14 protein-coding genes are annotated in these 15133 nt (G+C 46.3%); all 14 read left to right on the top strand.

Annotation, left to right across the window (positions count from 1 at the left end):
- Positions 1 to 14: 14 nt before the first annotated feature.
- Positions 15 to 860, top strand: a complete 846-nt coding sequence (locus KHN79_RS12250) for an AAA family ATPase (RefSeq protein WP_211907248.1) — start codon at positions 15 to 17, stop codon at positions 858 to 860.
- Positions 857 to 2041 carry a tetratricopeptide repeat protein gene (locus KHN79_RS12245; protein ID WP_244812570.1) on the top strand — a complete coding sequence of 395 codons (1185 nt, stop codon included), beginning with the start codon at positions 857 to 859 and terminating at the stop codon, positions 2039 to 2041. The genes KHN79_RS12250 and KHN79_RS12245 overlap by 4 nt, the downstream gene beginning before the upstream one ends.
- Positions 2038 to 3762, top strand: coding sequence for a GspE/PulE family protein (locus tag KHN79_RS12240; protein WP_182010940.1), 1725 nt, complete (start codon positions 2038 to 2040; stop codon positions 3760 to 3762). The genes KHN79_RS12245 and KHN79_RS12240 overlap by 4 nt, the downstream gene beginning before the upstream one ends.
- Before the next feature lie 50 nt (positions 3763 to 3812).
- Positions 3813 to 5036 carry a type II secretion system F family protein gene (locus KHN79_RS12235; protein WP_182010942.1) on the top strand — a complete coding sequence of 408 codons (1224 nt, stop codon included), beginning with the start codon at positions 3813 to 3815 and terminating at the stop codon, positions 5034 to 5036.
- A gap of 517 nt (positions 5037 to 5553) precedes the next feature.
- Entirely contained in the window at positions 5554 to 6060 is a 507-nt protein-coding gene (locus KHN79_RS12230) for a prepilin-type N-terminal cleavage/methylation domain-containing protein (protein ID WP_182010944.1), read from the top strand.
- Between the two features lie 225 nt (positions 6061 to 6285).
- Complete coding sequence (locus KHN79_RS12225; protein ID WP_182010946.1) at positions 6286 to 6795, top strand: type II secretion system protein; 510 nt, start codon at positions 6286 to 6288, stop codon at positions 6793 to 6795.
- A complete protein-coding gene (locus tag KHN79_RS12220; RefSeq protein WP_182010949.1) occupies positions 6792 to 7361 on the top strand; it encodes a prepilin-type N-terminal cleavage/methylation domain-containing protein in 570 nt (189 codons plus the stop codon). The genes KHN79_RS12225 and KHN79_RS12220 overlap by 4 nt, the downstream gene beginning before the upstream one ends.
- The gene (locus tag KHN79_RS12215) at positions 7361 to 8068 is read left to right on the top strand and encodes a prepilin-type N-terminal cleavage/methylation domain-containing protein (RefSeq protein ID WP_182010951.1); all 708 of its coding nucleotides are present in this window, start codon (positions 7361 to 7363) and stop codon (positions 8066 to 8068) included. Before KHN79_RS12220 ends, KHN79_RS12215 begins: the two co-directional genes overlap by 1 nt.
- On the top strand, positions 8058 to 8495 hold the full coding sequence (locus KHN79_RS12210; protein WP_182010953.1) for an MSHA biogenesis protein MshP: 438 nt from the start codon (positions 8058 to 8060) through the stop codon (positions 8493 to 8495). The genes KHN79_RS12215 and KHN79_RS12210 overlap by 11 nt, the downstream gene beginning before the upstream one ends.
- 7 nt (positions 8496 to 8502) lie before the next feature.
- Positions 8503 to 11838 carry a DUF6701 domain-containing protein gene (locus tag KHN79_RS12205; protein WP_182010955.1) on the top strand — a complete coding sequence of 1112 codons (3336 nt, stop codon included), beginning with the start codon at positions 8503 to 8505 and terminating at the stop codon, positions 11836 to 11838.
- Positions 11839 to 11989: 151 nt separating this feature from the next.
- Positions 11990 to 13033 carry a rod shape-determining protein gene (locus tag KHN79_RS12200; protein ID WP_182010957.1) on the top strand — a complete coding sequence of 348 codons (1044 nt, stop codon included), beginning with the start codon at positions 11990 to 11992 and terminating at the stop codon, positions 13031 to 13033.
- A gap of 145 nt (positions 13034 to 13178) precedes the next feature.
- Positions 13179 to 14078 carry a rod shape-determining protein MreC gene (gene mreC, locus KHN79_RS12195; RefSeq protein WP_182010959.1) on the top strand — a complete coding sequence of 300 codons (900 nt, stop codon included), beginning with the start codon at positions 13179 to 13181 and terminating at the stop codon, positions 14076 to 14078.
- Positions 14068 to 14556 carry a rod shape-determining protein MreD gene (gene mreD, locus KHN79_RS12190; protein WP_182010961.1) on the top strand — a complete coding sequence of 163 codons (489 nt, stop codon included), beginning with the start codon at positions 14068 to 14070 and terminating at the stop codon, positions 14554 to 14556. Before mreC ends, mreD begins: the two co-directional genes overlap by 11 nt.
- 4 nt (positions 14557 to 14560) lie before the next feature.
- Entirely contained in the window at positions 14561 to 15130 is a 570-nt protein-coding gene (locus tag KHN79_RS12185; RefSeq protein WP_182010964.1) for a Maf family protein, read from the top strand.
- Positions 15131 to 15133 lie beyond the last annotated feature (3 nt).

The following is a 15133-nucleotide window of genomic DNA, read 5'->3' as shown; positions in this document are numbered from 1 at the left end:
TTAGTAACTTTATTATGTACCTGTCGCACTTCGGATTCCGGGTTCAACCATTTTCCCTGACCCCAAATACAGAGATGTTTTTGGGGTTAGCGCCTCACTACGAAGCCATTCAGACTATTGTCGCTGCCATAAAAATGGGAGAGGGAGTGGTTAAGGTGACGGGTGAAGTCGGTACCGGAAAAACCATGGTTTGCCGCAAGCTGATTGAGCATATTGAGTCGTATGTTGAACTGGTGTATCTGCCGAATCCGGTGTTGAACGCTAAACAGCTGCAACTTGCCGTTGCCAGAGAAATGGGCATAAAAAGTGAAGATACATCGAATGTCGTCTCGCTTATTCATGAGCACTTAATACAGATTTATTCTTCCAGGCGACGATGCGTATTAATTGTTGATGAGGCGCAGTCACTTTCTCCCGAAGCACTGGAAGCATTACGCTTATTCGGTAATTTGGAAACTGAAAAACATAAGCTGATTCAGCTGGTGTTGTTTGGTCAGCCTGAGCTAGATGAAAGACTGGCAACCCATGAGCTGAGACAGTTTCGTCAGCGGATTACATTCTGTTGTGCGTTACGCCCGCTCTCTCTGGATGAGGGGGTAGCGTATATCAACAAGCGTCTGGATGTGGCAGGTAATGATCCTCATCCTTTCTCATTAGAGCAGAAAAAAGCAATCTGGCGTTCAGCGGCAGGAATACCGCGTCTGATCAATCAAATCAGTCATAAAGCGCTACTGGCTGCGTTTAATGACGGTTGTGCCTCGACGAAAAATCATCATGTTTATGAGGCTATGCACGATACGTTCGATGCACGTAAACCAAAATTTAAAACCCCTGTATTCTGGGGATGGAGTCAACCTTGAGTGCCATAAATAAAGCACTGTCTGAGATTTCAGAAAAAACATCGCCTTCAGAGTTAACCAGAGCCGATATTCCGCAAGTATCCCGCAGCAAGCCCTGGGTTTGGCTGGTGGCTGGCTTTTCGTTGAGTCTGGCGGTTGGCGGCTGGGCGGTATCGGTATCCCGCGGACCTGTGCCTGCCGGTGAAATAGCTCAGTATCAGCCTAGTGTCATCCGACAAGCTGAAGATACGGCTAATGACACTGCTGCTTACTTGCCAACCAGTGATTCACCAACAAGCTCTTCACCAACAAGTAAGGTAACACCTGAGATCAATCATCCGGTATACAGTAAACCGTTTGGGCGACAATCCGTTGCTGAAGTCACTGAAGCGCATTCTTTAGAAACAGTAGGCTTGAAAACAGTAGCTTCGGAAACCGTCTCTTTGAAAACAGTTTCTTCGAAAGCTTCAGCGCCACTGGTGGATGATTTTCAGCCGAGAAAACAGCCCCAAGTCGTTACAGAGACTCCTGTCCTGGTCGCTCAGGTTGCCACTGCATCGAGTACAAAGTTGCGCCCAGTTTCTGAAAGCTCTATGAGTATTGAGCACGTTGAGCTAACACACCGCCAATTGGCGGCTAAAGCTCTTGGGCGGGCTGAAAAAGCGATGGATGCTAATGATATGCAAACGGCGCTTTCTGCTTACAGTGAAGCTTTGCGTTATGAGCCGATGAATGCAGACACGAGACAAAAGCTGGCTGCGCTGTATTTTGGCAAAGGCGATACACGCAAAGCGTATGAAATCGTTCAGGAAGGCATCAACTTAGATACCGACAGCCAGGTGCTTCGTCTGGCTTTATCAAAGTTACTGGTAAAAGCCAATCAGCCTGAGGCGGCGCTCAGTCCGTTGGTGCATCTGCCTCCGTTGCCGGGTAAAGATTACCTGGCGATGCGTGCTGCTTTAGCGCAAAAACAAAAACAGAATGAAATAGCACTTGAGAGTTATCAGCTGCTGACCCAGCGTGATCCTGAAAATGCACGCTGGTGGTTAGGTCTGGGGATTCAGCAAGAGAGGGCTCTGCAGTTTATGGCAGCCATCAGCTCTTACCAAAAAGCACTGGGCAAAGTAGGCATTTCGAATCAGTCTCAGGCCTTTATACGTGATCGGTTGACGATTCTTAAGCAGTTGGAGAATGCGCAATGAAAATTCAATTGAGAAAACGCTTGGGTGATCTGTTGGTTGAAGAAGGCATTGTTTCTGAAGACCAAATTCAGCAAGCTCTGACGTCGCAACGCAGTACCGGACAAAAACTGGGGGATGCCTTAATTGATCTCGGTATCATCACCGAGAAACAGCTGCTTAACTTCTTATCACAGCAGCTGGGGCTACCACTGATCGATCTTGGTCGTGCTCCTGTAGATGCCGACGCAGTGCAACTTCTGCCGGAAGTTCACGCCCGTCGTCTGCGTGCGATGGTAGTCGCGCGCAATGGCAATACATTACGTGTGGCAATGAGTGACCCTGCGGATCTCTTTGCCCAGGAATCGCTGATGAACTTGCTGGGCGAATACAGCCTGGAGTTTATCATTGCGGCTGAGCGTCAGCTGATCGACAGCTTTGACCGTTACTACCGCCGTACAAAAGAAATCGCCTCATTTGCCGAGCAGCTACAAGCTGAGCATCAGGATGTCCAGACGTTTGACTTCGGTGTTGATGAAACGGACAGTGAGGAGGTAACGGTTGTAAAACTGATTAACTCTATGTTTGAAGATGCGGTGCAGGTTGGTGCTTCAGATATACATATTGAGCCGGACGCTAAAGTACTGCGTCTTCGCCAGCGAATTGATGGTGTATTACACGAAACGATCCTGAATGAAGTCAATGTCGCATCGGCATTGGTCTTACGCCTTAAACTGATGGCGCAGTTAGATATTTCTGAAAAGCGTTTACCACAAGATGGCCGCTTTAATATCAAGGTACGTGGTCAGTCGGTTGATATTCGTATGTCGACTTTACCGACTCAGTACGGAGAGTCAGTGGTAATGCGTCTGCTTAACCAGACATCAGGTATCCGTCCACTGGAAGAATCTGGATTGCCACCAGGCTTGCTGAGTCGCCTCCGTCGTCAGCTTTCCCGTCCTCACGGGTTGATTCTGGTTACCGGACCAACGGGGTCAGGTAAAACGACGACACTTTACGGGGCTCTGAGTGAACTTAATGAATCCAGTAAGAAAATTATCACGGCAGAAGACCCGGTCGAATATCGTTTACCACGTATTACCCAGGTTCAGATTAACAGTCAGATCGGTCTGAGTTTCGCGCGCGCTCTGAGAACGTTTTTACGTCAGGACCCGGATATTATTCTGATTGGTGAGATGCGTGATCAGGAAACCGCAGAGATAGGCCTGCGAGCGGCTATGACTGGTCACTTAGTACTAAGTACTCTGCATACTAACGATGCGATTGAAAGTGCCTTGCGTATGATTGATATGGGCGCGCCGGGCTATCTGGTCGCCAGTGCGGTACGTGCAGTGGTTGCGCAGCGTCTGGTTCGCCGAGTGTGTCCGGAGTGTAAGACAGAAGATACACTGGATGAAGCGCGCCAGCAGTGGTTAGCTGTGCGTTTTCCGAATCAAATTGGCGCCACTTTCCATAAGGGCACTGGCTGTCAAAGCTGCAACCTGACGGGGTATCGCGGCCGAATCGGTGTTTTTGAAATGCTGGAGCTGGAGCAGGATATGATGGATAAGCTGCGTGCTAACGATGCGGTCGGTTTCTCGCAAGTTGCTCGCCGCTCTGAAAACTACAAACCCCTGGTGGCTTCGGCAATGGAGCTAGCGATGCAGGGAACGGTCAGCCTGGATGAAGTTATGGCTCTTGGTGAAGGTGATGCTGCGGCAACTCCGGACCCAATTTTCATATAGTTATGTTGTTATAGTTACTTTCTTATAGTTATTTGGTTACAGGTAAATGAATGGCCACTTTTCGTTATCAGGGCAGAACTCTCGATGGTTCTACAACCAGTGGAAAAATCGAGGCGGTTAACTCAGAATCTGCTGCCGAAGTATTGATGAATAAAGGTGTGATCCCTTTAAAACTGACGCTGGAAAAAGACTCGCTGGGCAGCCAGTTCAGCTTGTCTAAGCTTTTTGTGCCAGCGGTGCCGCTTGAGGTTATCATTCTTTTCTCCCGCCAGTTGTACAGTCTGACTAAAGCAGGTGTGCCTCTGTTACGCTCGATGCGCGGATTACAGCAGAACTGTGAAAACAAACAGATGGGTGAAGCGTTGGAAAGTGTGGTATCAGAGCTGAGTAATGGTCGCAGCCTGTCGTCGGCAATGCAGCAACACAGCAAAGTTTTCAGTCCTCTTTTTGTCTCAATGATCAACGTTGGTGAGAATACGGGTCGCTTGGATCAGGCGTTGCTTCAGCTTTCGGTATACTACGAGCAGGAGCTGGAAACCCGTAAGCGAATTAAAACGGCAATGCGTTATCCAAGTTTCGTGATCGCTTTTGTTGCTATCGCTATGTTCATTCTGAACATTTTTGTGATCCCTCAGTTTGCACAGATGTTTACGCGTTTTGGTGTTGATTTACCGTTGCCTACACGGATACTGATTGGCACATCGAACTTTTTTGTCAACTACTGGCCCCTTCTTCTGGTGGTTATGGTGGGCGGTTATTTCGGTTTTAAATCCTGGCTCTCAACAGCCGCAGGCCGGGAAAAGTTCGACAAATTCCGTTTGCGTATGCCTATCGTTGGCAACATTGTTAACCGTGCTCAGCTTGCCCGTTTTGCACGTACATTTTCTCTGATGCTGAAATCCGGTGTGCCACTTAACCAGTCTTTAGCGCTAGCGGCAGAATCACTGGGGAACCGTTTTCTAGAGAACCGGTTAATGGAAATGAAATCTGCCATTGAGGCGGGCAGTACTATCTCGGCAACGGCCATTAATAGTGGGATCTTCACGCCGCTCGTGATCCAGATGATCGCAGTGGGCGAAGAAACGGGGCGTATTGATGAGTTACTGCTGGAAGTGGCCGACTTCTATGACCGGGAAGTGGATTATGATCTTAAAACGCTGACAGCGAGAATAGAGCCGTTATTGCTTTCTCTTGTTGCCGCCATAGTCGGAATACTGGCTCTCGGCATCTTCTTACCAATGTGGGGAATGTTGGATCTTATTAAAGGCGGTTAAGATGCGACATAAAATCCTATCCGGGCACTAATTATTTTATCTGCTTTGGTCGCAATTAAATTTCAGGGGTTAGTAATTAAGTGCTAACTGAATTGTTGAAGCAGTAGTCAGGATACGAAGAATTTGTTTGTTTGAATGGCACAATACAAATCCGTGATATGTAAGATTTCAGCTACATCAATGTGTAAGAGTTATCGCGATATTAAATAGGAATTGGTGTCGAAAACTTGTCAGAGTGATTTTTTTGACACTTTAGTGCTACAACCTGAATATAAAAGTCGGTATAATAGAACCCAACTCATAAGTAGTTAAATAGTTGTAATAAAAACAAATCCGTTTGTGTTTGTCTTGTTACGCATATGGCTGAGGAACGGTCATTTATAGATTCAGAACAGGTCGTAACATTACTTCCTTTCAATACGGTTTTGCTGCCATCACTAATTGAGCCTTTCTCAACTGGTGGTGGGAGATATTTTAAATTTGCAGATTGACTGCGCACTTATATAGAGAGTAAACAATGAAAAGACAAGGTGGCTTCACCCTTATCGAACTCGTAGTAGTTATTGTTATCCTGGGCATTCTGGCGGTAACTGCAGCTCCACGTTTCCTAAACCTGCAAAATGATGCTCGTGCTTCTGCACTAGCTGGCCTTTCAGGTGCGATTAACGGCGCAACAGGTATTGTCTACGGAAAATCTGCAATTGCAGGTAGTGAAACACTTGGGACTAGCTCTTCTCCTGAAAATGTGGAAGGGGTGGCTATTAACTTTGGTTACCCAACAGTTGCTGGTCTTCCTAATGCGGTAAATGGTTTAAGTGAAGACTGGGAAACAATGACAGGTGTTACTGTTACTAATGTTGGCGGAGTCGCTACCCAGACTTATGGTTTTACTGCTACAGCAGGCACTGGCTGGGCATTCAATGGGAATAACACCGACAATGCAACAGGTTGTTATGTGATTTATGTAGAGGCTCGAGATAAGGATAATCCTGCTTACTCTAGAGCGGTTACAACCGACTGTTAATATACTTGTCAAAGGCCAGCTAGTCTGGCCTTTTTCTCTTACTTTTGGTTGATCTTGGAATACCTTATCTCCGCAAAGCATCTCAGGTGCTTTCAGTTATGCAGTATTACCAAGATTTATCAGCGCAGACCTCAAGCATGTCTTTTTAAAAAATGATAAACCTATCATTTTTATCATCATTTCATCGTATAATTGTCTCGCTCATTCTAAGCCCAGGGTTGGATCATGAAAATTCGCCGCTCCGCATCAGGGTTCACCTTAATCGAACTGATCCTGGTGATCGTTCTCCTTTCTATTGTTTCACTCTTTGCCGCGAGCCGTTTTATCGGTAAGAGCAGTTTTTCTGCTTATGCGCTTCAGGATCAAGTCATTTCGGTCATTCGTCAGGTACAGCTCAACCGAATGCAGTCGAACCTCACTGACCCTGATGACATCATTGATATGGATGGTAATTTTCGTCTACGAGTTGAGGAGTCATGCATTGGGTCTGTTGCAGCGTGCGCGTTAAGCGAAGATGATCGGGCCTCGCGCAGTGATGTTGTTGCCGATGATTATGTTGCCTTTTCTGTTACTAATAGTCCTGCCCCTGGTTACATTGATTTCGATTTACTCGGAAATCCGGTGGGCTTAAATAGTGGAAACATTTCGATTTGGATTGAAGATAAAAGTGGCAACAGCCGCTGTGAAGTCCTCATCAATAGCCAGGGCTATGTATCAAGAGGGGACTGCTCATGAAAAAGGTTCGCGGTATGACCTTAGTCGAGATGATCATCGCGATTGTGTTAATGGGCATTGCGATGGCGGCGTTCACTTCGTTTCTTATCCCTCAGGTTCGTGATTCGGCTATTCCTCACTACCAAAGCCGAGCTGCTGCTTTAGCTCAGGGTTTTATGTCACAGATACTTGCGCGAGGCTTTGATGAAAACAGTGATTTTGATGGCGGCCAGATTCGTTGTGGCGAGAGTATTCTGGGCGCTCCCGCTTGCTCAAGTGTTCTAGAGGCTGATGATGGCGAATTAACCCCGGCTGATTTTAATGATGTCGATGATTATATCGGCTGCTGGTATACGCAAACTACTCAGGGAAGCTGTGAATCATCACCGCAACATCAGCTAAGTAATGCTCTCGGAGAGCTCTTGGAAGAGGATTACAAAAACTTCCGTGTCGAAATTGATGTAAGTTATGTGACTGAAGGTGGCGAAGATTTTGGTGCTATCACGGACTATAAACGCGTGACGATGACCATTTATGCCGGCCGGGCGCAGCCAATGACCCTTTCTGCGATTCGGGGTAACTACTGATGAAAATACGTGGTTTCACTCTAATTGAAATGGTCATGACGATTGTCATAGGCAGTATTATTACCCTGGGCATTACCAGTTTTGTACGTCTTGGGATGACCGGATATGCGGATTCCGTTAAACGGCAACGATTGCAGTCACAAGCACAGTTTGTGATTGAGAAAATGTCGCGTGAGATTCGCCATGCGGTACCGAATAGTTTTTCTATAGCTGATGGGTGTCTCGAGTTCATGCCTATCTTTTACTCAGGATTTTATTCCTTTAGCGGCGATGAAATTAAGTTCGTGGTCGGCGCATGGGAAACGCAGTCAGATATCAATGATGGCTTGAGGTTGGTGATTAATCCGACACGACTGAGTGATTTAAGCTCTTCTGCGAATAGTATTAGCCTTGAAGGTTCAACTGTTGAGGGAGACGTTTATACCATTGCCAAAGGCGAACTCAGTAGTAGTTCCGTTTCAAACCGCCACTATATCTACGATCCATCGAAATTAATCAAATATTGTTTTTTCGGTTCAGAGCTTCAGCGCAATGACGTTACCGTCGCTGGCGATCTGGTTTACTCTGCTGATCAAACACAAAGTTATTTTAAATATAGTGACGCATCGCTTCACCGAGGCGGATTGGTGCATTTAAAGCTGGAGTTCAGCCAGTCGGATGAGCGTAGTGTCTATCAACATGACGTGCAGGTGCTTAATGTTCCGTAATCATCAAAAAGGTAATGTGTTGGTGGTGGTCTTATTCGTCATAATTGTCATGGGGTATTTGGCGGCATCATTAGCACGCGTGGGTTGGTCTGATCATTCTGCTCTCACAAAAGAGTTCCTTGGTACGAAGGCATGGTTCGCTGCTCAGTCAAGTAATGATTGGGTGCTGACCAAGTTTTTTCCTGTCGGTAGTTCAGCCGCAGTTTCAAGTCTTTGTGATGATATTCAGGCTGGTACCTTAGCGCCAGAAAATGGCTTGGTTGATACGGGCTGTAGAATTGAAAAGTTAGAGTGTAAAAGTGCAGGTCAATTACCGGGCGAGAGTGATGACGGAGATGCTGAGCTTTATGTTTTCAAAAGTGTGGCAACGTGTGGTTCTGGCCCATCGAAAGTACAGCGCCAGCAGGAAGTTTGGGTTCGGGAATAGAATAATTATGAAAAAGTTGATCGCTGTTTTACTTGCAGTATTTTTGTTTTTTCCTCGCGTCGTTTTTGCTCAGTTTGATACATGCTCTGGTAACAATCAGCCTCATGGCGATCGAGACTTTTCCATCGTCCTTAACGCGTTGGTTACAGCGAACTCAGGTTATTCTGTAACTCTTGAGCGGGGGAACAGCGGGTATGTCCTGTGGTATACAGATGCAGATAAAATTCCTGATGATTACAAGGCCTTTCCAAGGACGTTTTACGAGTCAGGTCTTGCGGTCGGGAGTCACTACAATGTCCTGATCACTTATGAAAGCGCCACAAACACTCTGACCTATTACCGTAAGCTCGATGGTGAACCTGAAGCGTCGTATGTAAAGATTAACGAAGCGACGGAAAACCTGGGTACCGGTAATGGTTCGTTCAAGGTTGAAGGGGATAATGTTTCGAATGTTGAATGCTCGGATGAGGCTGAACATCCGCAATTACCAGAATTTGGTGATGTCTGTGATGCATTTAACTCGGTGGTACAGACTTGGTATGGTGATGGCCGTGGTAACGGCAGATTGTATATTTCAGGTAATGCCCAAATCAGAGGTGCTACAAAGAATCTAACCACAGGGAAACGAATCGTTGGCTTCGATGAAGATAACGTTTTTGGTGACCTGACCGGTCCTGCTCCTGACTGGGAACAGCAGATAAATGCCGGCTGTGACAATGAAAGGTGTTGGGGGGATTCTAGTCTCAGAGTGCAGCGTCAGACTCTGCAAGCCTTTCCTGCCTCCGGCGAAAGTGGGTCCCTCTGGGTCGGCTCCCCGGAAACATGGGAAGCAGGGCGTCAGGTAGAAGGTACTCTAAGTGTCGGGAACGGTGGTGTTCTCACATTAATGAGTGGGACCTATTGGGTGGACCGGATTGAGGTAAACTCTTCGGGAAGTATTGTCGTCCCGGAAGGACAAGAAGTTATTCTCAATGTAAAGGAGCTTAACGTTGGTGGTTTCCTTGGTATGGATATCGCAGATATTGATAACAACAGCCAATACGATGGTTACCTCAGGGTCAATGTTTATGACTCAGTTCCAAGTCAATTGCCCAAAGTAAGCTTTAATAACTCGGCTACCTTTATCGGTCTCCTTTATAGTGAAGCTACTGCTGAAAATACTGAATCAGTACAGTTTACAAATGCTTCCAAGGTTTATGGTGCAGTAACTGCAGTTAGTGTCCAGCTCAATAGCGGCGCGCAAATATTTGCTTCATCATCATGTCTGGATTCCACTCCTGTTGATGGCAACTATACACTGGTACTCTCGCCTGAAACCGATATCGCGCTGGTCTGTGAGGACATCATGCCAACCGTTTCTGTAATAGAGAACGGTCAGTTAGCATCAGGCTTCAATGGCACGGTTGTGGTTACTTTTGATGGTTCAGAGCAACGATATTCTGGCGTCAGCAATCAATTTACTATTCAAAGTGGCGGTGCAAGCCGGTCCGTATCGGTTACTGCATATATCGAGGGCGAGCAGAACAGCTCGGTCTCGGGTAGCTACGAGTTTGTTCCTTACAAATTTTCAGTCGATGATCAGTATGTCATTGCAAATAAAGCCGAGAACGTTGAAGTAAAGGCACTGGCTTGTGATGACAATGGCGGAGTCGTTGACGCAGCGTATAGCGGTTTGCCTCTAGTCAAGTATTCCTGGTCTACACCTTCAAGTGGCGCGAGCGGCAGTCTTACTTATGCTCCTGAATTTACATCAGGTACTGCGAATAGTGGGCTTGCATTAGACAACGCAGGAAAAATTGAAGTTAGCCTGGAAGATACGGATTTTGATTGTAGTGGGTTAGCGGATTGTCCGATTGAAGGTCGCGGTGCGCTTAAAGGAAATTTCATGGTGTATTCTCGTCCATGGACATTTGCTTTGTGTTCGACGAACAACACTGATCTTGATTCTGCAACGGGTACCTCTTCAGGAGGGGCTGGTTTTATAGCTGCGGGTAAAGAGTTTGATCTCCGGGTGGTGCCAGTAAAGTATCAGTCAGCGATAGCTGGGGAAGTTGAGTCCAACAGTGCCTGGTGCAGTGCCTCAAATATCACCTCTAATTTTTTCTTAGACAGCTCTTTTAGTAATCATGTCAAACTGTCCAGTGAAGTGGCTACACCAGACTTACACGAATCAAACGTTTTGCTGGCTTCCAGTGACGAAATGGCTAAACCAAGAGTAAACAGTGACAAAGAGTACAAGTTTACTAACCTGTACTGGAATGATGTTGGTAGTTTAAAAGTGATGGCATCCACCGAGAACTATTCTCAGACGTGCGGTTCGCCAATTGGTTTAGAAGATTGGTATGAATGTACACAACTGGGTTACCGGAATATTGGCCGTTTTTATCCTAAATATTTCCATGTTTATAAAGATGATATAAACACAAATGAATGGGCATATCCAAATAGCCAGAGTTTCACCTATATGGGACAGCCTTTTGGAGCAAAAGTGTTTTATATAGAAGCTTTGAGTGAGAAATACACAACACTGAATAATTATAAGTTCTTCAGTGAATCACTACAGGCTCAGTTTAGTTTGATCGAGTCCGGTGAATACGCTGCTCGATTCTCAACTCCCAAAACATACAGTGGTTCCTGGGAAGATAACGGACTTACAGGTGTAAATTCACGCAGTATTGGCCGTTTTGAAGGCTCGGTGAATGATGGCATCGTCATGGCTAAAGACACAACAAGCTATAAACCTGATGGCCCTTTGAATTTTTCTGAGATTAGTACTTACACAGACAATCATTATACTGAAGTTTCTATTAGTGGACTTGGAGTCAGTGCAAACGTCGATCCAGTCGCTGTGGAAGAGGGTATTCTTGCTGTGCAACCTGATATCCGTTTTGGTCGTGTCGATCTTGATGATGTGGGTGGAAGCCAAGGCTCAACTTTACATATTCCGCTAAGGGTCGAATACTGGAATGGAAGTCGTTTTATTGTCAATCTGGATGATAGCCAAACCCGTGTATTTGGTGTGACTGAAAAAGATACGCAGCGGCCTATCTGGCCTGAAGTTGGCTCAAAGATAGTAACTTTGGGGGCTGGCGGCGAAGTGGCTCAAGGTTCTTCTCGCTCCGTAACTGCAACGGAGGCTGAGCCCTATCGTCAGCAAACGCGTGTATGGTTAGAACTTAATGAAGGCTCTAATGCACTTCCTTGGCTAAAGTATAACTGGGAGGAAGAGGGCGAAAGTGAACTTGTAGTGGAAGAAAACCCCTCTTCAGTAGTTACGTTTGGTATCCATCGTGGCAATGACCGTGTCATTTATCGAGGCGAGCCGGGTCTGACTGGGCAGTAATACACTTCGGTTTTTCGCCTTAAGTAAGGAAATTGCAATAAATTGGGTTTTCTACCCATGTTTACGTACCAATGCCTTGCTGTAACGGCGAGGCATTGGTACATTTAGGGCAATTTTTGTCTTTTATATTTTTGCAGGATGAACGAAGAGTATGTTTAAGAAACTTCGTGGCATGTTTTCTAACGATTTATCTATCGATTTAGGTACTGCCAACACTCTAATTTACGTAAAAGGGCAGGGTATTGTCCTTGATGAGCCTTCTGTAGTTGCTATTCGTCAAGACCGAGCAGGTTCTGCAAAAAGCGTTGCTGCTGTAGGTCACGCCGCAAAGCAAATGCTTGGTCGTACACCGGGTAACATTTCTGCTATTCGTCCGATGAAAGACGGTGTAATTGCTGATTTCTACGTAACTGAAAAAATGCTGCAACACTTCATTAAGCAAGTGCATGACAACAGCGTCCTAAAACCAAGCCCACGCGTACTAGTATGTGTTCCTTGTGGTTCTACTCAAGTTGAGCGCCGTGCGATCCGTGAATCAGCACTAGGTGCTGGCGCACGAGAGGTTTACCTGATTGACGAGCCAATGGCGGCGGCAATTGGTGCAGGTTTGCGTGTATCTGAGCCAACAGGTTCTATGGTTGTTGATATCGGTGGTGGTACCACTGAAGTTGCAGTTATCTCTTTGAATGGTGTGGTTTATTCATCTTCTGTACGTATCGGTGGTGACCGTTTTGATGAGGCGGTTATCAACTACGTGCGTCGTAACTACGGCAGCCTGATTGGTGAAGCAACGGCAGAAAAAATCAAACACGAAATCGGTTCTGCTTACCCTGGCGATGAAGTACTAGAAATTGAAGTTCGCGGCCGTAACCTTGCAGAGGGTGTGCCTCGCAGCTTTACTCTGAACTCTAACGAGATTCTTGAAGCATTGCAGGAGCCGCTATCTGGTATCGTATCTGCAGTTATGGTTGCACTAGAGCAGTGTCCGCCAGAACTGGCTTCTGATATCTCGGAAAATGGTATGGTTCTGACTGGTGGTGGTGCACTACTGAAAGATCTTGACCGTCTGTTAATGGAAGAAACGGGTATCCCGGTTGTTATCGCTGAAGATCCACTGACTTGTGTGGCCCGTGGTGGCGGTAAAGCTTTAGAAATGATCGATATGCATGGCGGCGATCTGTTTTCTGAAGAATAAAATTTAGGAGAAGCTCCGGACGAGCTTCTCCTTCATTTCTGCTCTCTCTGTAATTCAAACATGCTCCCTATCTGAGGCTTTCTAGGTATGCTTCAGGCTGCCAGTTAAGGCTCATGAAAGTGGAAGCAATCAGGTCTAAAACAAGATGAACCCGATCTTTGGCAGAGGCCCGTCTCTGCAATTACGTCTGTTTTTAGCTGTCTTGGTGTCGGCGAGCTTAATGCTGGCTGATAGCCGTCTGGATACGTTCTCTAATGTCCGTTATTTATTAAACAGTGCGGTGTCGCCGATTCAATATGCTGCGAATCTACCTCGTAGTTTATTTGACGGAGCATTCGAGCGCTTTAACACGCATCAGACATTGGTTGAAGGCAACCGTAAGTTGAAGCGAGAACTGCTGCGTCTGAAAAGCGAGCTTATCTTGCTTGATCAATACAAAGAAGAAAACCAACGTCTACGTAAACTACTGGACTCCTCCTTTGTCCGTGATGAAAAGAAAGTCGTTACTGAAGTGATGGCCGTTGACACATCACCTTACCGTCATCAGGTGGTTATTGATAAAGGGCATGTTGATGGGGTATACGTCGGCCAGCCAGTGATCAATGAGAAAGGCATTGTTGGTCAGGTTACGTTTGTGGCTGCGCATAACGCTCGCGTATTGCTGCTCACTGATGCGAAGAACGCGATTCCTGTCCAGGTGATTCGTAATGATATCCGTGTGATTGCATCGGGTAACGGTGAGATGGACGAAATCCAGCTGGAACATATTCCGACCAGTACCGATATTCAGGTCGGTGACTTGCTGGTGACATCTGGGTTAGGTGGGATTTATCCTGAAGGTTATCCGGTAGCCAATGTGACCAAAGTAGATCTGGATACGCATCAGGAATTTGCGTCGATTAAAGCCGATCCGGTTGTTGAGTTTGATCGTCTGCGCTATCTGCTGCTCATCTGGCCGAACGAAGACCGCCAGCACAAAGTATTACAATCGAATGTGGAAGAAGAACTGGAACAAGTACAACAAGAGGTAACTGATGGCCAGTAATGTATTTCGTAGCCGGATGGTTATTGGTGTTAGTTTCTTCGTTGCTCTGGTATTACAGACGATTCCCTGGCCCGGCGGATTAGAGTTGTTTCGTCCGTCGTGGCTGTTCTTAGTCACCTGTTACTGGGTACTGGCTTTACCCAACCGCGTAAATGTGGGAACTGCATTAATTCTGGGCTTGGTGTGGGACATTCTGGTCGGGTCTACACTGGGAATCAGAGGCATGATGATGTCAATCATCATTTACTTAGTCGCATTGAATTTCTTGCTGATCCGCAACATGGCGTTATGGCAACAAGCGATTCTTATTGCCTTCTTTACTGTGTTGCTGGAGCTGATGATATTCTGTGGAGAATATTTGAACCAGGACGTAGTATTCAATCCATTATCCCTGTGGACGGCGGCAATAAACTGTATACTTTGGCCATGGATGTTTTTGCTAATGCGACGAGTGCGTCGGGCATGGCACGTTAGGTAGTATTGTGGAAAAAGGCTTATCACTTGTTCTCGCTTCAGGCTCTCCGAGAAGAAAAGAACTGCTGGCTCAGTTAGGTTACGACTTTGACATTGTAATACCTGACATTGAGGAAGCTAAACGGGCTGATGAGCAGGCGTGCGATTATGTATTACGTCTCTCTCTAGAAAAAGCGCAGGCAGGCTTAGCATTGGCTAAGCCTGATTCCGTTGTACTGGGCTCTGATACCGTGGTGGTAAGTGACGATCAGGTATTAGAGAAACCAGACAGTTTTGAAGATGCGAAGCGTATGCTTACTCGCTTATCGGGACGAGGTCATCAGGTGATGACTGCGGTAAGTGTTGTTTCTGCGCAACAACAACATTCAGTGGTGGTCATCACTGACGTATGGTTCAAGCCATTGACTCATGAAGAAATCGAACAATACTGGAAGTCAGGTGAACCATGCGATAAAGCTGGAAGTTATGGTATTCAGGGACTCGGAGGGCGTTTTGTCACCCGAATCGAAGGCAGTTATCACGCTGTAGTAGGCTTACCTTTGTTCGAAACCGATCAGCTAATTCAAGAATTTTTATAATTA

This window comes from Vibrio sp. B1FLJ16 (genome assembly GCF_905175385.1).
Lineage (GTDB): Bacteria > Pseudomonadota > Gammaproteobacteria > Enterobacterales > Vibrionaceae > Vibrio.
The sequence above is the reverse complement of the archived record's forward strand: the minus strand, read 5'-3'. Positions and strand labels throughout refer to the sequence as shown.

Excerpts from the sequence above, each read along its gene's own strand:
- KHN79_RS12200 (WP_182010957.1), top strand. The coding sequence starts at position 11,990 with ATGTTTAAGAAACTTCGTGGCATGTTTTCTAACGATTTATCTATCGAT.
- mreC (WP_182010959.1), top strand. The coding sequence starts at position 13,179 with ATGAACCCGATCTTTGGCAGAGGCCCGTCTCTGCAATTACGTCTGTTT.
- mreD (WP_182010961.1), top strand. The coding sequence starts at position 14,068 with ATGGCCAGTAATGTATTTCGTAGCCGGATGGTTATTGGTGTTAGTTTC.
- KHN79_RS12250 (WP_211907248.1), top strand. The coding sequence starts at position 15 with ATGTACCTGTCGCACTTCGGATTCCGGGTTCAACCATTTTCCCTGACC.
- KHN79_RS12235 (WP_182010942.1), top strand. The coding sequence starts at position 3,813 with ATGGCCACTTTTCGTTATCAGGGCAGAACTCTCGATGGTTCTACAACC.
- KHN79_RS12225 (WP_182010946.1), top strand. The coding sequence starts at position 6,286 with ATGAAAATTCGCCGCTCCGCATCAGGGTTCACCTTAATCGAACTGATC.
- KHN79_RS12230 (WP_182010944.1), top strand. The coding sequence starts at position 5,554 with ATGAAAAGACAAGGTGGCTTCACCCTTATCGAACTCGTAGTAGTTATT.
- KHN79_RS12215 (WP_182010951.1), top strand. The coding sequence starts at position 7,361 with ATGAAAATACGTGGTTTCACTCTAATTGAAATGGTCATGACGATTGTC.
- KHN79_RS12220 (WP_182010949.1), top strand. The coding sequence starts at position 6,792 with ATGAAAAAGGTTCGCGGTATGACCTTAGTCGAGATGATCATCGCGATT.
- KHN79_RS12240 (WP_182010940.1), top strand. The coding sequence starts at position 2,038 with ATGAAAATTCAATTGAGAAAACGCTTGGGTGATCTGTTGGTTGAAGAA.
- KHN79_RS12205 (WP_182010955.1), top strand. The coding sequence starts at position 8,503 with ATGAAAAAGTTGATCGCTGTTTTACTTGCAGTATTTTTGTTTTTTCCT.
- KHN79_RS12210 (WP_182010953.1), top strand. The coding sequence starts at position 8,058 with ATGTTCCGTAATCATCAAAAAGGTAATGTGTTGGTGGTGGTCTTATTC.